A 15999-nucleotide genomic window follows, 5' to 3' on the forward strand; every position below is an offset into this window, starting at 1 on the left:
TTTCCAAGCCGACTATTTTTCCGCCTGAATTGACTTTTAAGTGTTTTTTGGGTATCATATTGATCAATAGGTCAAGTTATGATGGATGAGTAAGAGTAAGTTATTGAATTTGTTTTATTTGGAGGCGTTCTGTATGAGGAAGAACAATACGTTGGCACTGATCCTTGGAATTGTTTCTGCTGCCGTAGCGGTAGCTGCTATCGTCACAACCACGCTTCTGTTCCTTGAGAAAAAGAAAAAGGATGAAGAAGAGCTGGAGCATTATTTGGATTACTCCATCCAATAAGCTAAAGCAAAAAACCGGGCAGGGTAACAGGAGCTTTTGTTCCCGTTCCTGCCCGTTTTATTGTTACGATTTATCGCCCGGTTTTGCAATCAAAGCTGCCAGATATCCGAAAAATACTGCCGCGGCAATTCCAGCCGCACTGGAAGTAACACCACCCATCAAAGCCCCCAGCAGCCCGTGTTCCCGGACGGCTTCTTGGGTGCCTTTTGCCATGGCATAACCAAACCCGGAAAGAGGCACGGTGGCCCCTGCCCCGGCAAATTCCACCAGAGGTTCATATACGCCAACCGCTGTCAATAGCACCCCCAGTGTAACGAACATTACAAGGATTCTTGCGGGGGTCAGCTTGGTTTTATCAATCAATATCTGGCCGACGACGCAAATCAATCCGCCTATAATAAACGCTTTTACATATTCCATGGATTCAGATCCTTTCAGTTTTTCAAGGCATATTGTTTCCATCCGCTTCTAGGATTATGTAACAGTCAAAAAGATTGCCCCAGAAAAGGAGTTATCCCGTTGAAAAAAATGATTTTTTTTGATATTGACGGTACTTTGCTCACATCAAAACAAGGACGGTATTTTGTGCCGGACGGAACCCTGGAAGCAATCGCGCTGGCCAGGCAAAATGGTCATGGCATCGCCATTTGCACCGGGCGGCAAGAGCCTTTTATCCGAAAAATTTTCGGGGATTTTTTTACGAGCTATATTGCTATGAACGGCACCCATGTGGTATATGAAGGCAAAACCATCTTTCAAAAATTTTTTTCACCCCAAAGGGTGCAGGAAATTATGGAACATTTTGATTCCTTCGGGGTTTCTTATAACTTTGTGGGCACCCATCAAAGCTGGGGCCGAAATTTAAGCCCCGAAATGGTGGAGATCCTGAACCGCATTTATCACTTGGGGAACTATGTGTCGACTCAGTGGCAGCCGGATGAGGTGAAAGCCGGCGCAGTCGACTGCATTTTTGCGGATGACGATCATTTTGAGCGATGCCGCCCAGCTTTTACGGGTTCGATGGTGCTAAACCTTCACCCCGGCGGACACTCGGGGGATTTGTCTTTTCCCAACCAGGACAAGGCTGTGGCTATCCGCCACTTTTGCCAGCACGCCGGAATTGATTTAAAAGATACGGTTGCTTTTGGTGACGGGAACAATGACGTAACCATGCTGAAAACCGTGGGGATCGGCGTGGCAATGAAAAACGGTGTGCCAGAAGCACATGCGGCCGCCGATTATATTACCGACAGCATTTTAGAAAACGGAATTGAAAACGGACTGCGGCATTTAGAATTAATTTAATGTTTAGAAAACAAATCCGACAGGCCATTGCAACAGAATAGAAAGCGCTTATTTATTTATGAAACAGCCCTGTGGAGCGTGATGAAATGCCAGATGCCCTTCTTTTAGTTTTTGAAATTATTGGTACTGTGGCCTTTGCAATCTCCGGCGCACTTGTGGCCATGGAACATAAGCTGGATTATTTTGGAGTGATTGTGTTAGCTGTTACCACATCGATAGGCGGCGGTGTATTGCGCGATGTGATTTTGGGTGCTTTTCCGCCCATTGGATTAGTATACCCGGTTTATCTCATCACTGCTTTAATCACCACTGCTTTGCTTTTGTTTTTAGAACGATTTCGCCGTTTTGTAAATGGCGGCAGCCGGATTTATACTTGGAGCTATTACTTATCGGACGCCTTGGGTCTTGGTGTGTTTACAGTGATTGGGATAAACACGGCCATCTCGGCCGGGTATGAAAAGGAAGGCTTTCTCTGCATTTTTGTCGCTATGCTGACCGGCGTAGGCGGTGGAATGCTTCGGGATATTCTGGTCCATCGCATTCCCGTGGTTTTGCGGCGGGAAATCTATGCCATGGCTTCTGTGTTAGGGGCTGTATTTTACTATTTTTCCCGCATGTGGATTCCCCCATCCATTGCCATGTCCATCAGCATTATTCTAATCGTCAGCATCCGGATGCTGAGTTTACACTTTAATATTCATATGCCCGTTTTTAAAGAGCCCGAAAATTAAAAAACAACAGTTAAAAAGCCGAAACATTTGGGGCTGTTTCGGCTTTTATCTTTTCATATAAACAACTGGTTTTAAAAAAACAGTACAGAATGCCTTTCACATTTTTTGATTTTTTTATTTATGAAAACAAAATATATTTTCACTTCTAAGAAGTTCGTTTTATTCTGAATAACAGGGAACAATAAATTTTGAAAATCGACTCAAAATTGTTTTTTTATGTATGTTATTGTAGGTTTTTGATAAAAACTTTTAACTTTTTATTCCTTCATTGACTTTATTGTGACAGCATAGTATCATTTAAGAATAAGGGAGTTGCTGGATAGGCAGCTCTTAAACTATAAGGGAAAATATCCCGTAAATCAGGAGGAGATTATCAATGAAAGGTCTTATTATTGACAAAGTACATTCTTCTATTAAGGCAGAACTTTCAAAGTATATGCAGATGGATGAGCACCTGCTTCCTACTCAGGAAGAACTGAAAGGCATGATCGGCGAGTACGATGTCCTTATCATGAGAGTGGATCCTTTTCTCAATAAAGAATTCTTTGACGCTGCAAAGAATTTGAAGGTGATTGGTGTTTGCGCAGTCGGACTCAACCACGTTGATCTCGAAACCGCAAAAGCCCACAACGTACAGGTATTCAATGCTCCCGGCCTCAACGCTAACGCAGTTGCCGAGCTGACCCTGTCCAAAATGCTCGACCTCTCTCGTGACGTGATGACAGCAAACCACGACGTTAAGGTAGAGAAGCAGTGGGATAAGTACAAATTCGTAGGTCGCGAGCTGCGCGGCAGAACTCTGGGTGTTGTCGGATTCGGAAAAATTGGCCGCCGTGTTGCCAAATTTGCCCGTGCATTTGACATGACCACCGTTGCTTACGATCCCTTCCTGACACAAGAGCAGGTTGCAGGCGAAGACACTCAGCTGCTGCCCATCGAAGAGCTGTTGAAGGTTTCCGATTACATTTCCATTCACGTTCCGTTGACTCCTGAAACCAAGGATCTGATCTCCAAAGAGAAGCTCAAATCCATGAAGAACGACTGCATGGTAATCAACATGAGCCGTGGCGGAATTGTAAATGAAGCCGATGCTTTGGAAGCTTTGCAGAATGGTCAGCTGGGCGGATATGCTACTGACGTTATGGAGAACGAACTGGCTGCCGGCGGACTGACCGAGGGCGCAGGCTTCGATTCCCCCTTGTTCAAAGAAGATAAATTCATTGTATCTCCCCATATTGGTGCACAGACTGTTGACGCAAGCCGCGACATCGGCGCACATATCATCAGCAAGGTGAAGGAAGCTTTCAACCTGAACTAAGTTCTGATGAAACAGAGATTACATCTCCAGAGGAAGACCGGTGGGAAGTATTTCCCATCCGATGGATTTCACCCGGCAGAGTATCTCGAAACGATAAGGAATCATTGAAAAAAGAGAGATTGCTTTCTAGAAGCAATCTCTCTTTTTTTGTCTGAAAACAGCTTCGTACAACACTTTTGCCGTTTACTTCTCATTTGATAGCGGAATTGGGCATCAAAATAGAAAAGTCCGATGCGTTTAAATTCATTGTTAAAACTCAGGATGTATAAGTTTCTTTGTATTTCCGGAGTTTCAATGCTCCGACGGATCCAAAGAATTCTGTGAACTCAGCCCGCTTGTAGATGTATTTCCAGACCCACACTGCCAATTTCAGTACAAATCTGTGTGCTGGAGTCTAAAGGCATTGCACAGGTGCCATCACTGCTCTGTATTACCCGAGGTGGCAGAATATCACAGGTAACATTTTTTTCAGACAGCGCAATCAGCGCCTTGCCGCTGATAATATTAGAAATCTCGCCAATGGCAGAAGTAACAAAATCGTCCACTTCATTGATCTCCATGCCGCCGCTCATAATTTTTACCATTTCCAGCATGGTGTCTTTTGGGAACACATACAGAATATCCCCGGACAAGTCCCCCGTTACTCCAATGGCAATGGTCAAATTGCCGCAAGCATCTGTTGCCCGCTGTACCCCGCCGGAAGTTTCTGATATTTTCTCTAAATCCAGCATCAGTTCAAAAACGTCTCGGGTAGCCTCAAAAAAAGAAAGGTGCAATGCATCACTCATGGGGTTCCATCTCCTTTCTTTTTGCGTAATCGGCAATTTTTTGATCTTCCGAAGCAACGTGATTAATCAGCCAGGCCAAAAGCTTGCCTGCAAATTGCTGCATCATCTGCTCCTCATAGCCTTTTTCTTCATATTCCCGTGCAACCTGAGCCACATAGGCCACCATATCTTGATGGATTTTCCGGTGGGACTCCATTTCCGGATACCCTAACTGGCGCTGCAAATTTTCTTCATCCCGAAAATGAGTCACCACATAGTCCTTCATGAATTCCAGTGTCCTGCCCACCTGTTCCGTCTTTTGCTCCCACGGAATTGGCTTGCGAACGATTTCAACAAAATCAGTAACGCGCCGGAACAGTTCCTGATGCTGTTCATCAATCAGCGGAACCCCCAGCATATATTTATCTTTCCAGAGCATAAAAACTTCCTTTCCAGCGCGAAAAGCATCGCGCTTTTTCCTTTTTTCGGCAAAGTTTTCTTAAATTATACCACATTCTTCCTGAACTTCAAGTTGGATAACCCTGAAATTCAAGCTGCATTTTTTAAGCTATGCCTTCTCACCGCATCATACGTTTTTGTGAGGTAAATTCTTTTTCACCTGAAAAGGATATTTACTTATCAGCCCAAAACAAGTGAATGACTAATAAGAAAAAGCGTGTGTTTCCGGATTCACCGAAAGCACACGCTTTTTGATCTTTTCCTTTTCAAAGAAGCTGCCGAAAAACGGCAGCTTCTTTCTGGGATATAACCGCTATTTTTATTTCTTGGCTCTCTTTTCCTTGATCACCGCCTGAGCCGCTGCCAAACGAGCGATCGGCACACGGAAGGGCGAGCAGGAAACATAGTCCAGTCCGGTGCGGTGGCAGAACTCCACAGAAGTGGGGTCGCCGCCGTGTTCACCGCAAATGCCCACGTGCAGGTGCGCATTGGTGCTGCGGCCCTTTTCGGTAGCCATTTCTACCAAGCGGCCTACGCCGTTTTGATCGATATGGGCAAAGGGATCGGACTCATAAATCTTATTCTCATAATAGTAATCCAAGAACTTACCAGCGTCGTCACGGCTAAATCCGAAAGTCATCTGGGTCAGGTCATTGGTGCCAAAGCTGAAGAATTCTGCCTCAGTGGCAATCTCGTCTGCGGTCAATGCAGCACGGGGGATTTCAATCATGGTGCCAACCTGATATTTCAGTTCCAAACCGGATTCTGCAATCAGCTTGTCGGCGGTGGCGGTTACCACGTCCTTGACGAACTTCAGCTCTTTGATTTCGCCTACCAGCGGAATCATAATATGGGGAACAATGTGGATATTCTTCTTGCGGGAAACATTGATGGCCGCACTGATCACAGCAGTGGTCTGCATCTCTGCAATTTCCGGATAAGAAACAGTCAGACGGCAGCCGCGGTGTCCCATCATGGGGTTAAATTCGTGCAGGCTGGCAATTACTTCTTTGAGTTCCGCTACCGTGAGGCCCAGTTCAGAGGAAATCTCTTTGATATCTTCTTCCTTGGTGGGCAGGAATTCGTGCAGAGGCGGGTCAATAAAGCGGATAATAACCGGCAGCTCTTCCATTACGTCATAAATTCCTTCAAAGTCGCTCTGCTGATAAGGCAGCAGCTTTGCCAGCGCCTTGCGGCGGGCTTCGGTAGTCTTAGCAACGATCATTTCGCGCATTGCCTTAATGCGATCACCTTCAAAGAACATGTGCTCGGTACGGCACAAGCCGATGCCCTGGGCACCGAACGCCTTGCCCTGAGCTGCATCATGGGGGGTATCGGCATTGGTGTAAACCTCGAGGCGGCGAACCTGATCGGCCCAATGCATATATTTGTCAAAATCACCGGAAATGGAAGCTTCCACAGTGGGAATTGCCTGTCCATAAATGTTACCGGTGGAACCATCGATAGACATATAATCGCCTTCGCGAATGGTCTGGCCGCCCAAGGTGAAGAATTTCTCTTCTTCGTGCATCACGATGTCACCGCAGCCGGAAACACAGCAAGTGCCCATACCGCGGGCAACAACAGCCGCGTGAGAGGTCATGCCGCCGCGAACGGTGAGGATGCCCTGTGCCACTGCCATGCCTTCAATATCTTCCGGGGAGGTTTCCAAACGGGCCAAGATGATCTTTTCACCCTTGTCGCTCCACGCTTTGGCTTCTTCAGCGGTAAATACCACTCGGCCGCAAGCCGCTCCGGGGGAAGCTGCCAAACCTTTGCCGATTGCCTTGGCTTTTTTCAGCTCTGCCGGGTCAAACTGCGGGTGAAGCAAAGAGTCCAGCTGCTTGGGATCCACACGAAGAACTGCTTCTTCGGTATCAATTTTGCCTTCTTCCACCAAGTCAACGGCAATCTTCAGTGCCGCTGCGGCGGTGCGCTTGCCGTTTCTGGTCTGCAGCATGTACAGCTTGCCGTTTTCAATGGTAAATTCCATATCCTGCATGTCGGCATAATGATCTTCCAGACGCTGAGCGGTTTCTGCAAACTGCTCATACACTTCCGGCAGAACATCCTTTAAATGAGCAATCTCTTCGGGAGTGCGGATACCGGCCACAACATCCTCACCCTGAGCATTGATCAAATATTCGCCGAACAGTCTCTTCTCGCCGGTGGCGGGGTTTCTGGTAAACGCCACGCCAGTACCGGAAGTATCGCCGGTATTGCCGAACACCATGGACTGCACATTCACCGCAGTGCCCCAGTCATAGGGAATCTCGTTCATGCGGCGGTACACATTGGCGCGGGGGTTGTCCCACGAACGAAACACGGCTTTAACCGCTTCCATCAGCTGTACGCGGGGCTCTGTGGGGAATTCGCTGCCCATCTTTTCGCGGTACAACGCTTTAAAGCGAACAACCAAATCCTTCATATCTTCAGCGGTCAGTTCGGTGTCGAGCTTCACGCCTTTTTCTTTTTTCTTGGCATCAATTACTTTTTCAAAGTCGCTCTTAGACATCTCCATAACCACGTCGGAGAACATCTGAACGAAGCGGCGGTAAGAGTCGTAAGCAAAACGAGGGTTATTGGTTAAAGCCGCCAGGCCTTCTACCACAGTATCATTCAAACCCAGGTTCAAAATGGTGTCCATCATACCGGGCATAGAAGCTCTTGCACCAGAACGGACCGATACCAACAGAGGGTTTTTGGGATCTCCGAATTTTTTGCCGCAGATTTCTTCCATCTTTGCCAGATATTCATAAATCTGAGCCTGAATTTGCTCATTGATCTGCCTGCCGTCGTTATAATACTGAGTGCAGGCTTCGGTTGTAATGGTAAATCCCTGCGGTACCGGCATTCCCAGCACCGTCATTTCCGCCAGGTTCGCGCCTTTGCCGCCCAGCAGGTTTCTCATGCTTCCGTTTCCTTCTGAAAACAGGTATACATACTTATGACCCATACTGTTAACCTCCTAATTTTCTGCCTAATCTATCTGATCAGTTATCCTATCACTGGATACACTCTTCAGCATCCACTGTGAATTATAGCAAAGAAACTGTTAAAAATCTATCCCATTTTCGGATTTATTTGTAAATTTTTTCACAATACCTTTCCATTTCGGATATTTTTTTAATAAAGTTGATGACATTGTCACATTTTTTTCAAAGATCCAACCCCGTATTAACAATATTTTAACAAAACAAAAATTAGGGCTTGCAAATTTTTGATGATATGCGATAATAATAATGTATGATTTTTTGCGGAATTGACGGAGGACAAACCATGGAAAACTGTGCCATTATCCTTGCAGCAGGCGAGGGAAAACGAATGAAGTCCCGCGGCCCCAAGGTATTATGTCAGGTTTTGTTTAAACCTATGCTGGAATGGGTCATTGACGCCGTGGAAGGCGCCCACATTGGGAATGTTTGCGTTGTAACCGGGCACCTGCACAGTGAAGTGGAGTCCTTTTTGGCCAGCCTGGCCCAAACCAAGAAGCGACTCTCCCCTTTTGAACATGTGTATCAGGCCCAGCAAAAGGGAACCGGCCACGCTGTGATGATGGCAGAAGAATTTCTTCAGCGTCACCGTGGGGGCAATGTGCTGATTCTAAACGGAGATGCCCCTTTTCTAAACCCAGAAACCATTCAGGCCGCTTTAGCGGAACATATAGAAAAAGGACAGGCTGTAACTGTAATTTCTGCAGAACCGCGAGATCCCTTCGGCTATGGGCGCATTGTGCGAAACCCCAAAAACGGGAACCTTCTTGCCATTGTGGAAGAAAAAGAAGCCGACGAAGAAACCAAAAAAATTCGGGAGATTAATTCCGGCGCATATTGGTTTCAGGTGGACAGTCTGCTTGCGGTACTTTCCGGCATACAAAATAACAACAGCACGGGCGAGTATTACTTGCCCGACGCCATAAAATTGCTGATTTCCCAAAGTCAAAAGGCCGGCGCTTATCTGGCCGATGACAGCAGCGTCGTATTGGGCGCAAATGACAGGGCACAGCTTGCCGAACTGAATTCCATTGCCAAAGAACGCGTGTTATCCCGTTTGATGGCCGATGGAATCGATATCCCATGCCCTGACGGCATTTTAATCGGACCAGATGTCACCGCAGGACGCGACACACGCATCCTTCCGGGAAGTATTTTGTACGGCAACACCAGCGTTGGATCCGGCTGTGTCATCGGCCCCAACACTTTGCTGGAAAACACCACTGCGGGCAACAACTGCATTTTGCAGAATGTGCAATGCCGCGCAGTGACACTGTCGGACGGACAATCGCCCGAACCCTTTACCACTTTACGCGCTTAATCGCGTGTACTGATAGATTTCAAAGTAACATAAACACCGCTGTCTTTTGGCGGTCAATCTGTTTAGGGGGATTTTTTCAATGAATTTTCATGGTAAGGATATCAAGATTTTCGCGGCGAACGCCAGTCCGCGCGTAGCCAAGCAAATTTCCGATTGCCTTAGCCTGCCTTTGGGGAAAGCAGAAGTTTCTACCTTCAGTGATGGTGAAATCGCAATGTCCCTGTTCGAATCCGTGCGCGGCTCTGACTGTTTTATCGTACAGTCCACCTGCGCGCCGGTCAACAACAATATTATGGAGCTTCTGATCATGATCGATGCGATGAAACGCGCTTCTGCAGCTCGTATCACCGCTGTTATTCCGTACTTCGGCTATGCACGTCAGGATCGAAAGGCCAAGGCCCGCGACCCGATTTCCGCTAAGCTTGTGGCCGACCTGATCACCACCGCCGGAGCAGACCGGATCCTTACTATGGATCTGCATGCCCCCCAAATTCAGGGCTTTTTCAATATCCCTGTGGATCATCTTTTGGGCGCACCGATTCTCTCTTCGTTTTTAAAAGATCGAATCGGCAAAGATGTGGATGAGTACGTGGTGGTTTCCCCCGACCTCGGCTCCGTTACACGCGCCCGCAATTTCGGCGCAAGAATCGGCTGCCCTCTGGCGATTATTGACAAACGCCGTCAAAAAGCCAATGTTTCAGAAGTAATGAACATCATCGGTGATGTGCGCGGCAAAAAGGTGATTCTGGTGGATGACATGATCGATACCGCCGGCACATTGTGTAACGCTGCCACCGCTTTGGTGGAAATCGGCGGTGCGGTTGATGTCATTGCCTGTGCCACTCATGGTGTGCTTTCCGGCCCTGCTGTAGAGCGCATCAAAAACAGCTGCATTTCTGAGCTGATTCTGCTGGATACCGTTCCGGTTCCGGAAGAAAAATGCCTCCCGAACTTTACGGTTCTGCCGGTGGCTCCTCTGTTCGCAGAAGCCATTGAGCGCATTTATGAAGACAAACCGGTTTCTCCCATGTTTATCTAAAAACCGGGTAAAAGTAAGAAACAACAGGCGGGGTAGACTTCTACCCCGCCTTAGGTTGCAGTAAAAACAAATAGAATGGTCAGGCAAATAAAAAACAGGCTTTGCTCTTTCGGCTTGCCCGTTTTTGTAAAGCGGATGATGTCATATCCCCGCCTGACTTCCCCATATTGTAGGATAGAGGTGCATTTATGCTGAAGAATTTCTTTTCCCGGCCCAGCTGGTCCCCGGGCCCGGTGCAGGCAATGATTGTCGGCTTGGGAAACCCGGGGCAAAAATATGAGAAAACCCGCCATAACGTGGGCTTTTTAACATTGGATTATCTGGCAGAAAAGCTGGGCGTCAAAATTGACCGCCTAAAGTTTAAAGGCCTTTGTGCCGAAACAACTCTGGCCGGTAAAAAGGTGCTTTTGCTCAAGCCCTCTACCTTTATGAATCTAAGCGGACAAAGTGTGATGGAAGCCATGCAGTTTTATAAGCTTTCACCGGAACAGGTAATTGTGGTGCTGGATGACATTTCTCTGCCCCCCGGCCGCCTGCGCATCCGGCGCAAGGGAAGCGACGGCGGGCAAAACGGTATGAAAAATATCATTTATCTTTCGGGAAGCGACGCATTCCCCCGCATCAAAATCGGGATCGGCGCAAAACCGAATCCCCAGTGGGATTTGGCGGACTGGGTACTTTCCACCTTCTCCGCCCAAGAGGCCAAAAGTTTGGAAGAAGCCATCTCTCGTGCTGCCGAAGCACTGGAATTAATGGTGAACGGAAAAACAGACGAAGCGATGAACCGTTATAATTCCTGACTTTCGGCACAAAATACGACTATCTTTTTGTTTCGTTTTCCGTATGCTTAATAGAAGGACGGAATTACAGCACTCTTGCAGAAAAGCAGGTAGCGATTCATGAAATTCTTAATCAATGCCATCCGCGCTCTAAAAGAATTCACAGCTTTGGATCAAGCTGTAAAATCCAAAGAGCTCCCGGCAGCCGTTACAGGGCTGTCGAGTATTCATAAGGCCCATATAATCTATTCGCTCTGCGCTTTGAACAAACGCAGAGCTTTTGTTGCTGCCTCTGAAGAAGCCGAGGCGCAGCGCCTTCACGATGATTTGTCCATCATGGGCATGCACCCGGCTTTGTATCCTTTGCGGGACTTTAATTTTCGGGATACCCAAGGCAGTTCTCATGAATACGAACATCAGCGATTGCACGCTCTTTCCCGTTATTTAACCGGCAGCTGTGACTGCATCATCTTTTGTATGGATGCCGCCTTGCAGCACACATTGCCGCCGGAAGAGCTTGCCCGCCGAACGGTCACCTTGCGTGCCGCTCAAGCCATTTCTCCACAGGATGTGGTAAATATTCTTTTGGCCTGCGGCTATGTGCGGGCAGATCAAATTGAGGGAACCGGGCAATACGCTTTGCGGGGCGGAATTCTGGATTTCTTCACACCGGATGCAGAAAACCCGGTGCGCGTGGAGTTCTGGGGGGACGAAATTGACACGATTTCGTTCTTTGACCGGGAAACGCAGCGGCGCACTGTAAATATTCCCGAAATCACCATTGCTCCTTCTGTGGAAGCTTTAATCGAACACCCGGAAGAACTGGCGCAAAAAATTCGCAAACATGCTTCTTCTCTGCGGGGAAAATCAGCAACCGCCGCCAAAGAGGTGTTAAATGCAGAAGCAGATAAGCTTTCTGCCGGTGTCCAGCTGGGCTGCGCGGATAAATATCTGCCTTTCTTATACGAAAAAACTGCTACCGTGTTTGATTATGCCGACGAAAACACGTTATTGTTCGTATCGGAACCGGTAAAGGGCAAAGAACGGATCCGCACCACCCAATGGCAATGGGGCGAAGATTTAAAGGATTATTTATCCCACGGGATTCTTTGCAAAGGCTTGGATACTTACAGTACCGACTGGCAATATGCTTTAGAGCACTTCATTTCTTTCGGTGCCATCTATCTGGATGCTTTTGCCCGGGGCAGCTACGAAACGCCTATCAAGACTTTGCAAAACGTCAATGCCCGCCAAAGCTCCGTTTGGAGCGGAAGTATGCAGCTTTTAACAGAAGATGTTCAGTCTATGATGCACAGCAACTGGTGCTGTGTGGTGCTGGCCGGAAGCCAGCGCGCCGCCCAAACCACCGCGGCAGACTTACAGGCACAGGGCGTGAATGCCATTTATGTGGCAGAGCCGGAACAACTGCACCCCGGCCAGGTTTTGGTAACAGAAGGCGGATTAAGCGCCGGACTGGAATACCCCGGTGCGGCTTTTGGCCTGATTACCCACGGACGGCTTTTGTCTCAACGAAAAAGCAAGCAAAAAAAACGTGCCAAAAACAGTCAGGAAATTTATAGCCTTGCCGAGCTTTCTCCCGGCGATTATGTGGTGCATTCTTCCCACGGAATCGGTGTGTTTGAAGGGATTCATAAAATCAGCATGCAGGGCGTCGTAAAAGATTACATGAAGCTGCGGTACGCCAAAAGCGACACATTGTATGTGCCGGTTACTCAGCTGGATTTGGTTTCGAAGTACATCGGCCCCAGAGAGGATTCTCAGGTTCGGCTGCACCGGCTGGGCGGTGCCGACTGGCAGAAAACAAAAGCCCGGGTGCGCAGCGCCGTGAAGGACATGGCCAAAGAACTGATTCAGCTTTATGCCCAGCGTATGAATGCCAAAGGCCACGCCTTTTGTGCAGACACCGAGTGGCAGCGGGATTTTGAATCTCATTTTGAATTTGAAGAAACCGAAGATCAATTGCGGTGCATTGAAGAAATCAAGGCAGACATGGAACGGGAATCCCCCATGGATCGCCTGCTTTGCGGCGATGTGGGCTTTGGCAAAACCGAAGTTGCCCTGCGGGCCGCCTTTAAATGCATCAGTGATTCCAAACAATGCGCCATGCTGGTTCCCACCACCATTCTGGCCTGGCAGCATTACCAAACCATCTTAAAGCGGATGGAAGGCTTCCCCATAAAGGTGGAGCTTTTGTCGCGCTTTCGCACGCCCAAGCAGCAAGAAGAGATCCTTAGCCGTCTGCGCCGGGGCGAGGTGGATTTTGTGGTGGGAACCCACCGGCTGGTATCCAAAGATGTACGCTTTCGAGATTTGGGACTGGTGATTATCGATGAGGAGCAACGTTTTGGCGTGGCACAAAAAGAAAAGCTAAAAGATCTGTGCAAAAATGTAGATGTGGTAACACTTTCGGCCACCCCCATTCCCCGTACCCTGAACATGGCTTTGTCTGGAATTCGGGACATGTCTGTGATTGAAGAAGCCCCCCACGATCGCCACCCGGTACAAACCTATGTGCTGGAACATGACAACGGAATTCTGGCCGACGCAATTCATCGTGAACTGCGTCGGGGCGGACAGGTTTATTACCTTCACAATGATATCGGAACAATCGATCGAGTCAGCGCCACGCTGCAAAGTTTGGTTCCCCACGCACGCATTGGAATCGGCCACGGCAAGATGAATGAAAATGAGCTGTCAGAAGTTTGGCGCAAGCTGGTGGATCAAGAAATTGACGTGCTGGTCTGCACCACCATTATTGAAACAGGTGTGGATGTGCCCAACGCCAACACCCTGATTATCGATAATGCCGACCGGATGGGGCTTTCGCAGCTACACCAGCTGCGTGGCCGCGTCGGTCGTTCCTCACGCCGTGCATATGCCTATCTGACCTTTACCCGCAATAAAGTGCTGTCTGAAATTGCCCAGAAGCGTCTGTCTGCCATTCGGGAGTTCACCGAATTCGGTTCCGGCTTTAAAATTGCCATGCGCGATTTGGAAATTCGCGGTGCAGGCAATATTTTGGGCGGCGAACAGCATGGCCACATGGAAGCTGTGGGATACGATTTATACCTGAAACTTCTGGCAGAAGCCGTCAGTCAAGAGAAAGGCGAAGCGCCCCCACCCGGAGAATGTTTGGTGGATTTGCAGATTCAGGCGCATATTCCGGAGCCATATATCGAAAACTTAAGTCAAAGGCTGGAAATTTACCGCCGCATTGCCGATATTCGCAACGACGAGGATGCCAGCGATGTGCTGGATGAACTAATTGACCGGTTCGGAGATCCTCCCGCCGCTGTTCGGGGTCTGATTGATGTGGCGCTGCTGCGCAACATGGCGGCCGGTCTTGGCATTTATGAAGTGAAGCAGCAGGGCGAAACCCTTTTGCTTTATGTGGATCATGTGGATATGAAGCGAATCTCTGCCATGATCAGTCAGATGCGCTCTCGTGTGATGCTCAGCGCCGGTTCCAAGCCATACATCAGCGTTCGGGCAGAGAAAGGGGCATCTCCATTAGAAACGCTGGGGCAGGCTTTGCGGGCCATGCAGGACACCGAGGATTGATGCGAACTGGTTATTGTTTCCAAATGGCAACTGGACAAAAAAACGGGAAAAGTGTATAGTAGGGATATCCTAAATACAACAGGTTTAAGAAATTGAAATATCGGAGTGTGACGTATGAATTTGTTAAAAAGACTGACAGCATCGGTTCTTTCTATCGCAATGCTGGCAGGAATGACCGCCTGTTCGGGCCAGGACAAAACCTGGGCAGCCAAAACAAACGAGAAAACAATTCCTATCGGCGTATATATTTATAATGAATATGTGGCTTATCAAACCGCTTCGACAAAAGTGGAAGATGCCGCAAAGCCGGTTCTGGAGCAGAAAGTCGAGGACAAAGACGCTGCAACCTGGATCAAAGAACAAGCTTTGAATTACACAAAACAGATTTTTGCTCTTGACAAAAAGATGAAAGAGCTGAATTTGACTTTAACCGAAGAAGAAACCAAAGAAATTACCAGCTCTGCCAATACCCAGTGGGCTCAGTATGGCAGCACACTGGAAGGCTACGGAATCGCCAAGGAATCCTATACCATGGCTTATTCAGAAGTGGCCATGAAGTCCAACAAAGTATTCGAGGCGATTTACGGCAAAGGCGGCACCATGGAAGTCAGCGATGCCCAGCTGAAGGAATTCTTTGAAAGAAACTATACTGATTTCTCTTATGTTTTGATTCCTTTATATGACCCCAACACTTATGCGCCTTTGGAAGAGGCTACCGAAACCGAATATAAAAAGTTTTTAGAGGATCAGGCGGCTGCTTTGAACAAAGGCTCCACCACTTTTGCCGCAACGGCAGAAGCAACCAAACAGAAACTGAAACTGGACTATGCTCCTACTCAGGATGTAACCACCTTCTTGAATGAAGAATCCGGATACCCCATCGAATTAGTTACAATGATTAACGGCATGAAAGTCGGTGAAGCCAAAACAATTACTCTGACCGCTTCTCAAGCCTGCGTTTTGGTCATCAAAAATGATGCAACAAAGAAAACCGCTGCCCAATTGGCAGACGCCAGCACACGGGATCAGGTTTTGAAAGATATGAAACAAACGGAATTCATTGATACACTGACTACGGAAGCGAATGCCCTGACTAATGTCACCGTGAATCAGAAGGCGTTGGATTCCTATCAGCCCAGTATGTTTGTAACAAAAGACAACGGCAGTTCGTCTAGCGCTGAATAACTTAATCAGATAAAATACAACCACAGAAAAGGCTCCTTTCATTCGATAAAATGAAAGGAGCCTTTTGTTTTTGGGTATTATATTCGCTGAACCAGCAGGAAGTAAATGGTGCGATATCTTGTCACAGAAGCATCTCTTCACCATATTTTAAAAAGAAGACACCCCTAAGACGACACTTGTGATTTTTAAACTCTTTGTACCATTCTCTTTTTGTTCTTGAGAAAACCAAAACCG

13 protein-coding genes are annotated in these 15999 nt (G+C 47.8%); 9 read left to right on the top strand and 4 right to left on the bottom strand.

Translation table 11 applies throughout. The features are described from left to right. The first annotated feature begins 133 nt into the window (after nucleotides 1-133). Nucleotides 134-286 carry a hypothetical protein gene (locus tag C1A02_RS13530; protein WP_009060536.1) on the top strand — a complete coding sequence of 51 codons (153 nt, stop codon included), beginning with the start codon at nucleotides 134-136 and terminating at the stop codon, nucleotides 284-286. 63 nt (nucleotides 287-349) lie between these two features. Here the strand turns inward: C1A02_RS13530 and spoVAE are convergent, their stop codons facing one another. After that, nucleotides 350-706 (bottom strand): stage V sporulation protein AE, encoded by a 357-nt coding sequence (spoVAE, locus tag C1A02_RS09935; protein ID WP_101698322.1) that lies wholly within the window; start codon nucleotides 704-706, stop codon nucleotides 350-352. Nucleotides 707-814: 108 nt separating this feature from the next. Between spoVAE and C1A02_RS09940 the strand changes: the two genes are divergently transcribed. From C1A02_RS09940 to C1A02_RS09950, 3 genes are all read left to right on the top strand, one after another. Further along, the gene (locus C1A02_RS09940) at nucleotides 815-1591 is read left to right on the top strand and encodes an HAD family hydrolase (RefSeq protein ID WP_101698323.1); all 777 of its coding nucleotides are present in this window, start codon (nucleotides 815-817) and stop codon (nucleotides 1589-1591) included. An 86-nt stretch (nucleotides 1592-1677) separates the two neighbouring features. Next, nucleotides 1678-2322 carry a trimeric intracellular cation channel family protein gene (locus C1A02_RS09945; protein WP_101698077.1) on the top strand — a complete coding sequence of 215 codons (645 nt, stop codon included), beginning with the start codon at nucleotides 1678-1680 and terminating at the stop codon, nucleotides 2320-2322. Between the two features lie 376 nt (nucleotides 2323-2698). Beyond that, complete coding sequence (locus tag C1A02_RS09950; RefSeq protein WP_101698078.1) at nucleotides 2699-3640, top strand: NAD(P)-dependent oxidoreductase; 942 nt, start codon at nucleotides 2699-2701, stop codon at nucleotides 3638-3640. 326 nt (nucleotides 3641-3966) lie between these two features. On the opposite strand, the gene C1A02_RS09955 is transcribed toward C1A02_RS09950, so the two are convergent. The 3 genes from C1A02_RS09955 to ppdK all read right to left on the bottom strand — a co-directional run bounded on the left by C1A02_RS09955 (nucleotide 3967) and on the right by ppdK (nucleotide 7822). Further along, on the bottom strand, nucleotides 3967-4428 hold the full coding sequence (locus C1A02_RS09955) for a chemotaxis protein CheX (RefSeq protein WP_101698079.1): 462 nt from the start codon (nucleotides 4426-4428) through the stop codon (nucleotides 3967-3969). Continuing rightward, nucleotides 4421-4846: a bacteriohemerythrin gene (locus C1A02_RS09960; protein ID WP_101698080.1), complete on the bottom strand. Its 426-nt coding sequence runs from the start codon at nucleotides 4844-4846 to the stop codon at nucleotides 4421-4423. The genes C1A02_RS09955 and C1A02_RS09960 overlap by 8 nt, the downstream gene beginning before the upstream one ends. Nucleotides 4847-5185: 339 nt before the next feature. Further along, complete coding sequence (gene ppdK / locus C1A02_RS09965; RefSeq protein ID WP_101698081.1) at nucleotides 5186-7822, bottom strand: pyruvate, phosphate dikinase; 2637 nt, start codon at nucleotides 7820-7822, stop codon at nucleotides 5186-5188. A 323-nt stretch (nucleotides 7823-8145) separates the two neighbouring features. Here ppdK and C1A02_RS09970 point away from each other — a divergent pair, with 323 nt between their 5' ends. From C1A02_RS09970 to C1A02_RS09990, 5 genes are all read left to right on the top strand, one after another. After that, the gene (locus C1A02_RS09970) at nucleotides 8146-9180 is read left to right on the top strand and encodes a sugar phosphate nucleotidyltransferase (protein ID WP_101698082.1); all 1035 of its coding nucleotides are present in this window, start codon (nucleotides 8146-8148) and stop codon (nucleotides 9178-9180) included. 79 nt (nucleotides 9181-9259) lie between these two features. After that, nucleotides 9260-10219 carry a ribose-phosphate diphosphokinase gene (locus tag C1A02_RS09975; protein WP_101698083.1) on the top strand — a complete coding sequence of 320 codons (960 nt, stop codon included), beginning with the start codon at nucleotides 9260-9262 and terminating at the stop codon, nucleotides 10217-10219. 188 nt (nucleotides 10220-10407) lie between these two features. Next, nucleotides 10408-11019, top strand: a complete 612-nt coding sequence (pth, locus tag C1A02_RS09980; RefSeq protein ID WP_101698084.1) for an aminoacyl-tRNA hydrolase — start codon at nucleotides 10408-10410, stop codon at nucleotides 11017-11019. A gap of 99 nt (nucleotides 11020-11118) precedes the next feature. Continuing rightward, complete coding sequence (gene mfd / locus C1A02_RS09985; RefSeq protein WP_101698085.1) at nucleotides 11119-14580, top strand: transcription-repair coupling factor; 3462 nt, start codon at nucleotides 11119-11121, stop codon at nucleotides 14578-14580. A 114-nt stretch (nucleotides 14581-14694) separates the two neighbouring features. Beyond that, the gene (locus C1A02_RS09990; protein ID WP_101698086.1) at nucleotides 14695-15765 is read left to right on the top strand and encodes a hypothetical protein; all 1071 of its coding nucleotides are present in this window, start codon (nucleotides 14695-14697) and stop codon (nucleotides 15763-15765) included. The last annotated feature ends 234 nt before the right edge of the window (nucleotides 15766-15999 follow it).

Source organism: Clostridium minihomine (assembly GCF_900240385.1).
Classification (GTDB): Bacteria; Bacillota; Clostridia; order Oscillospirales; family Acutalibacteraceae; genus Faecalispora; species Faecalispora minihomine.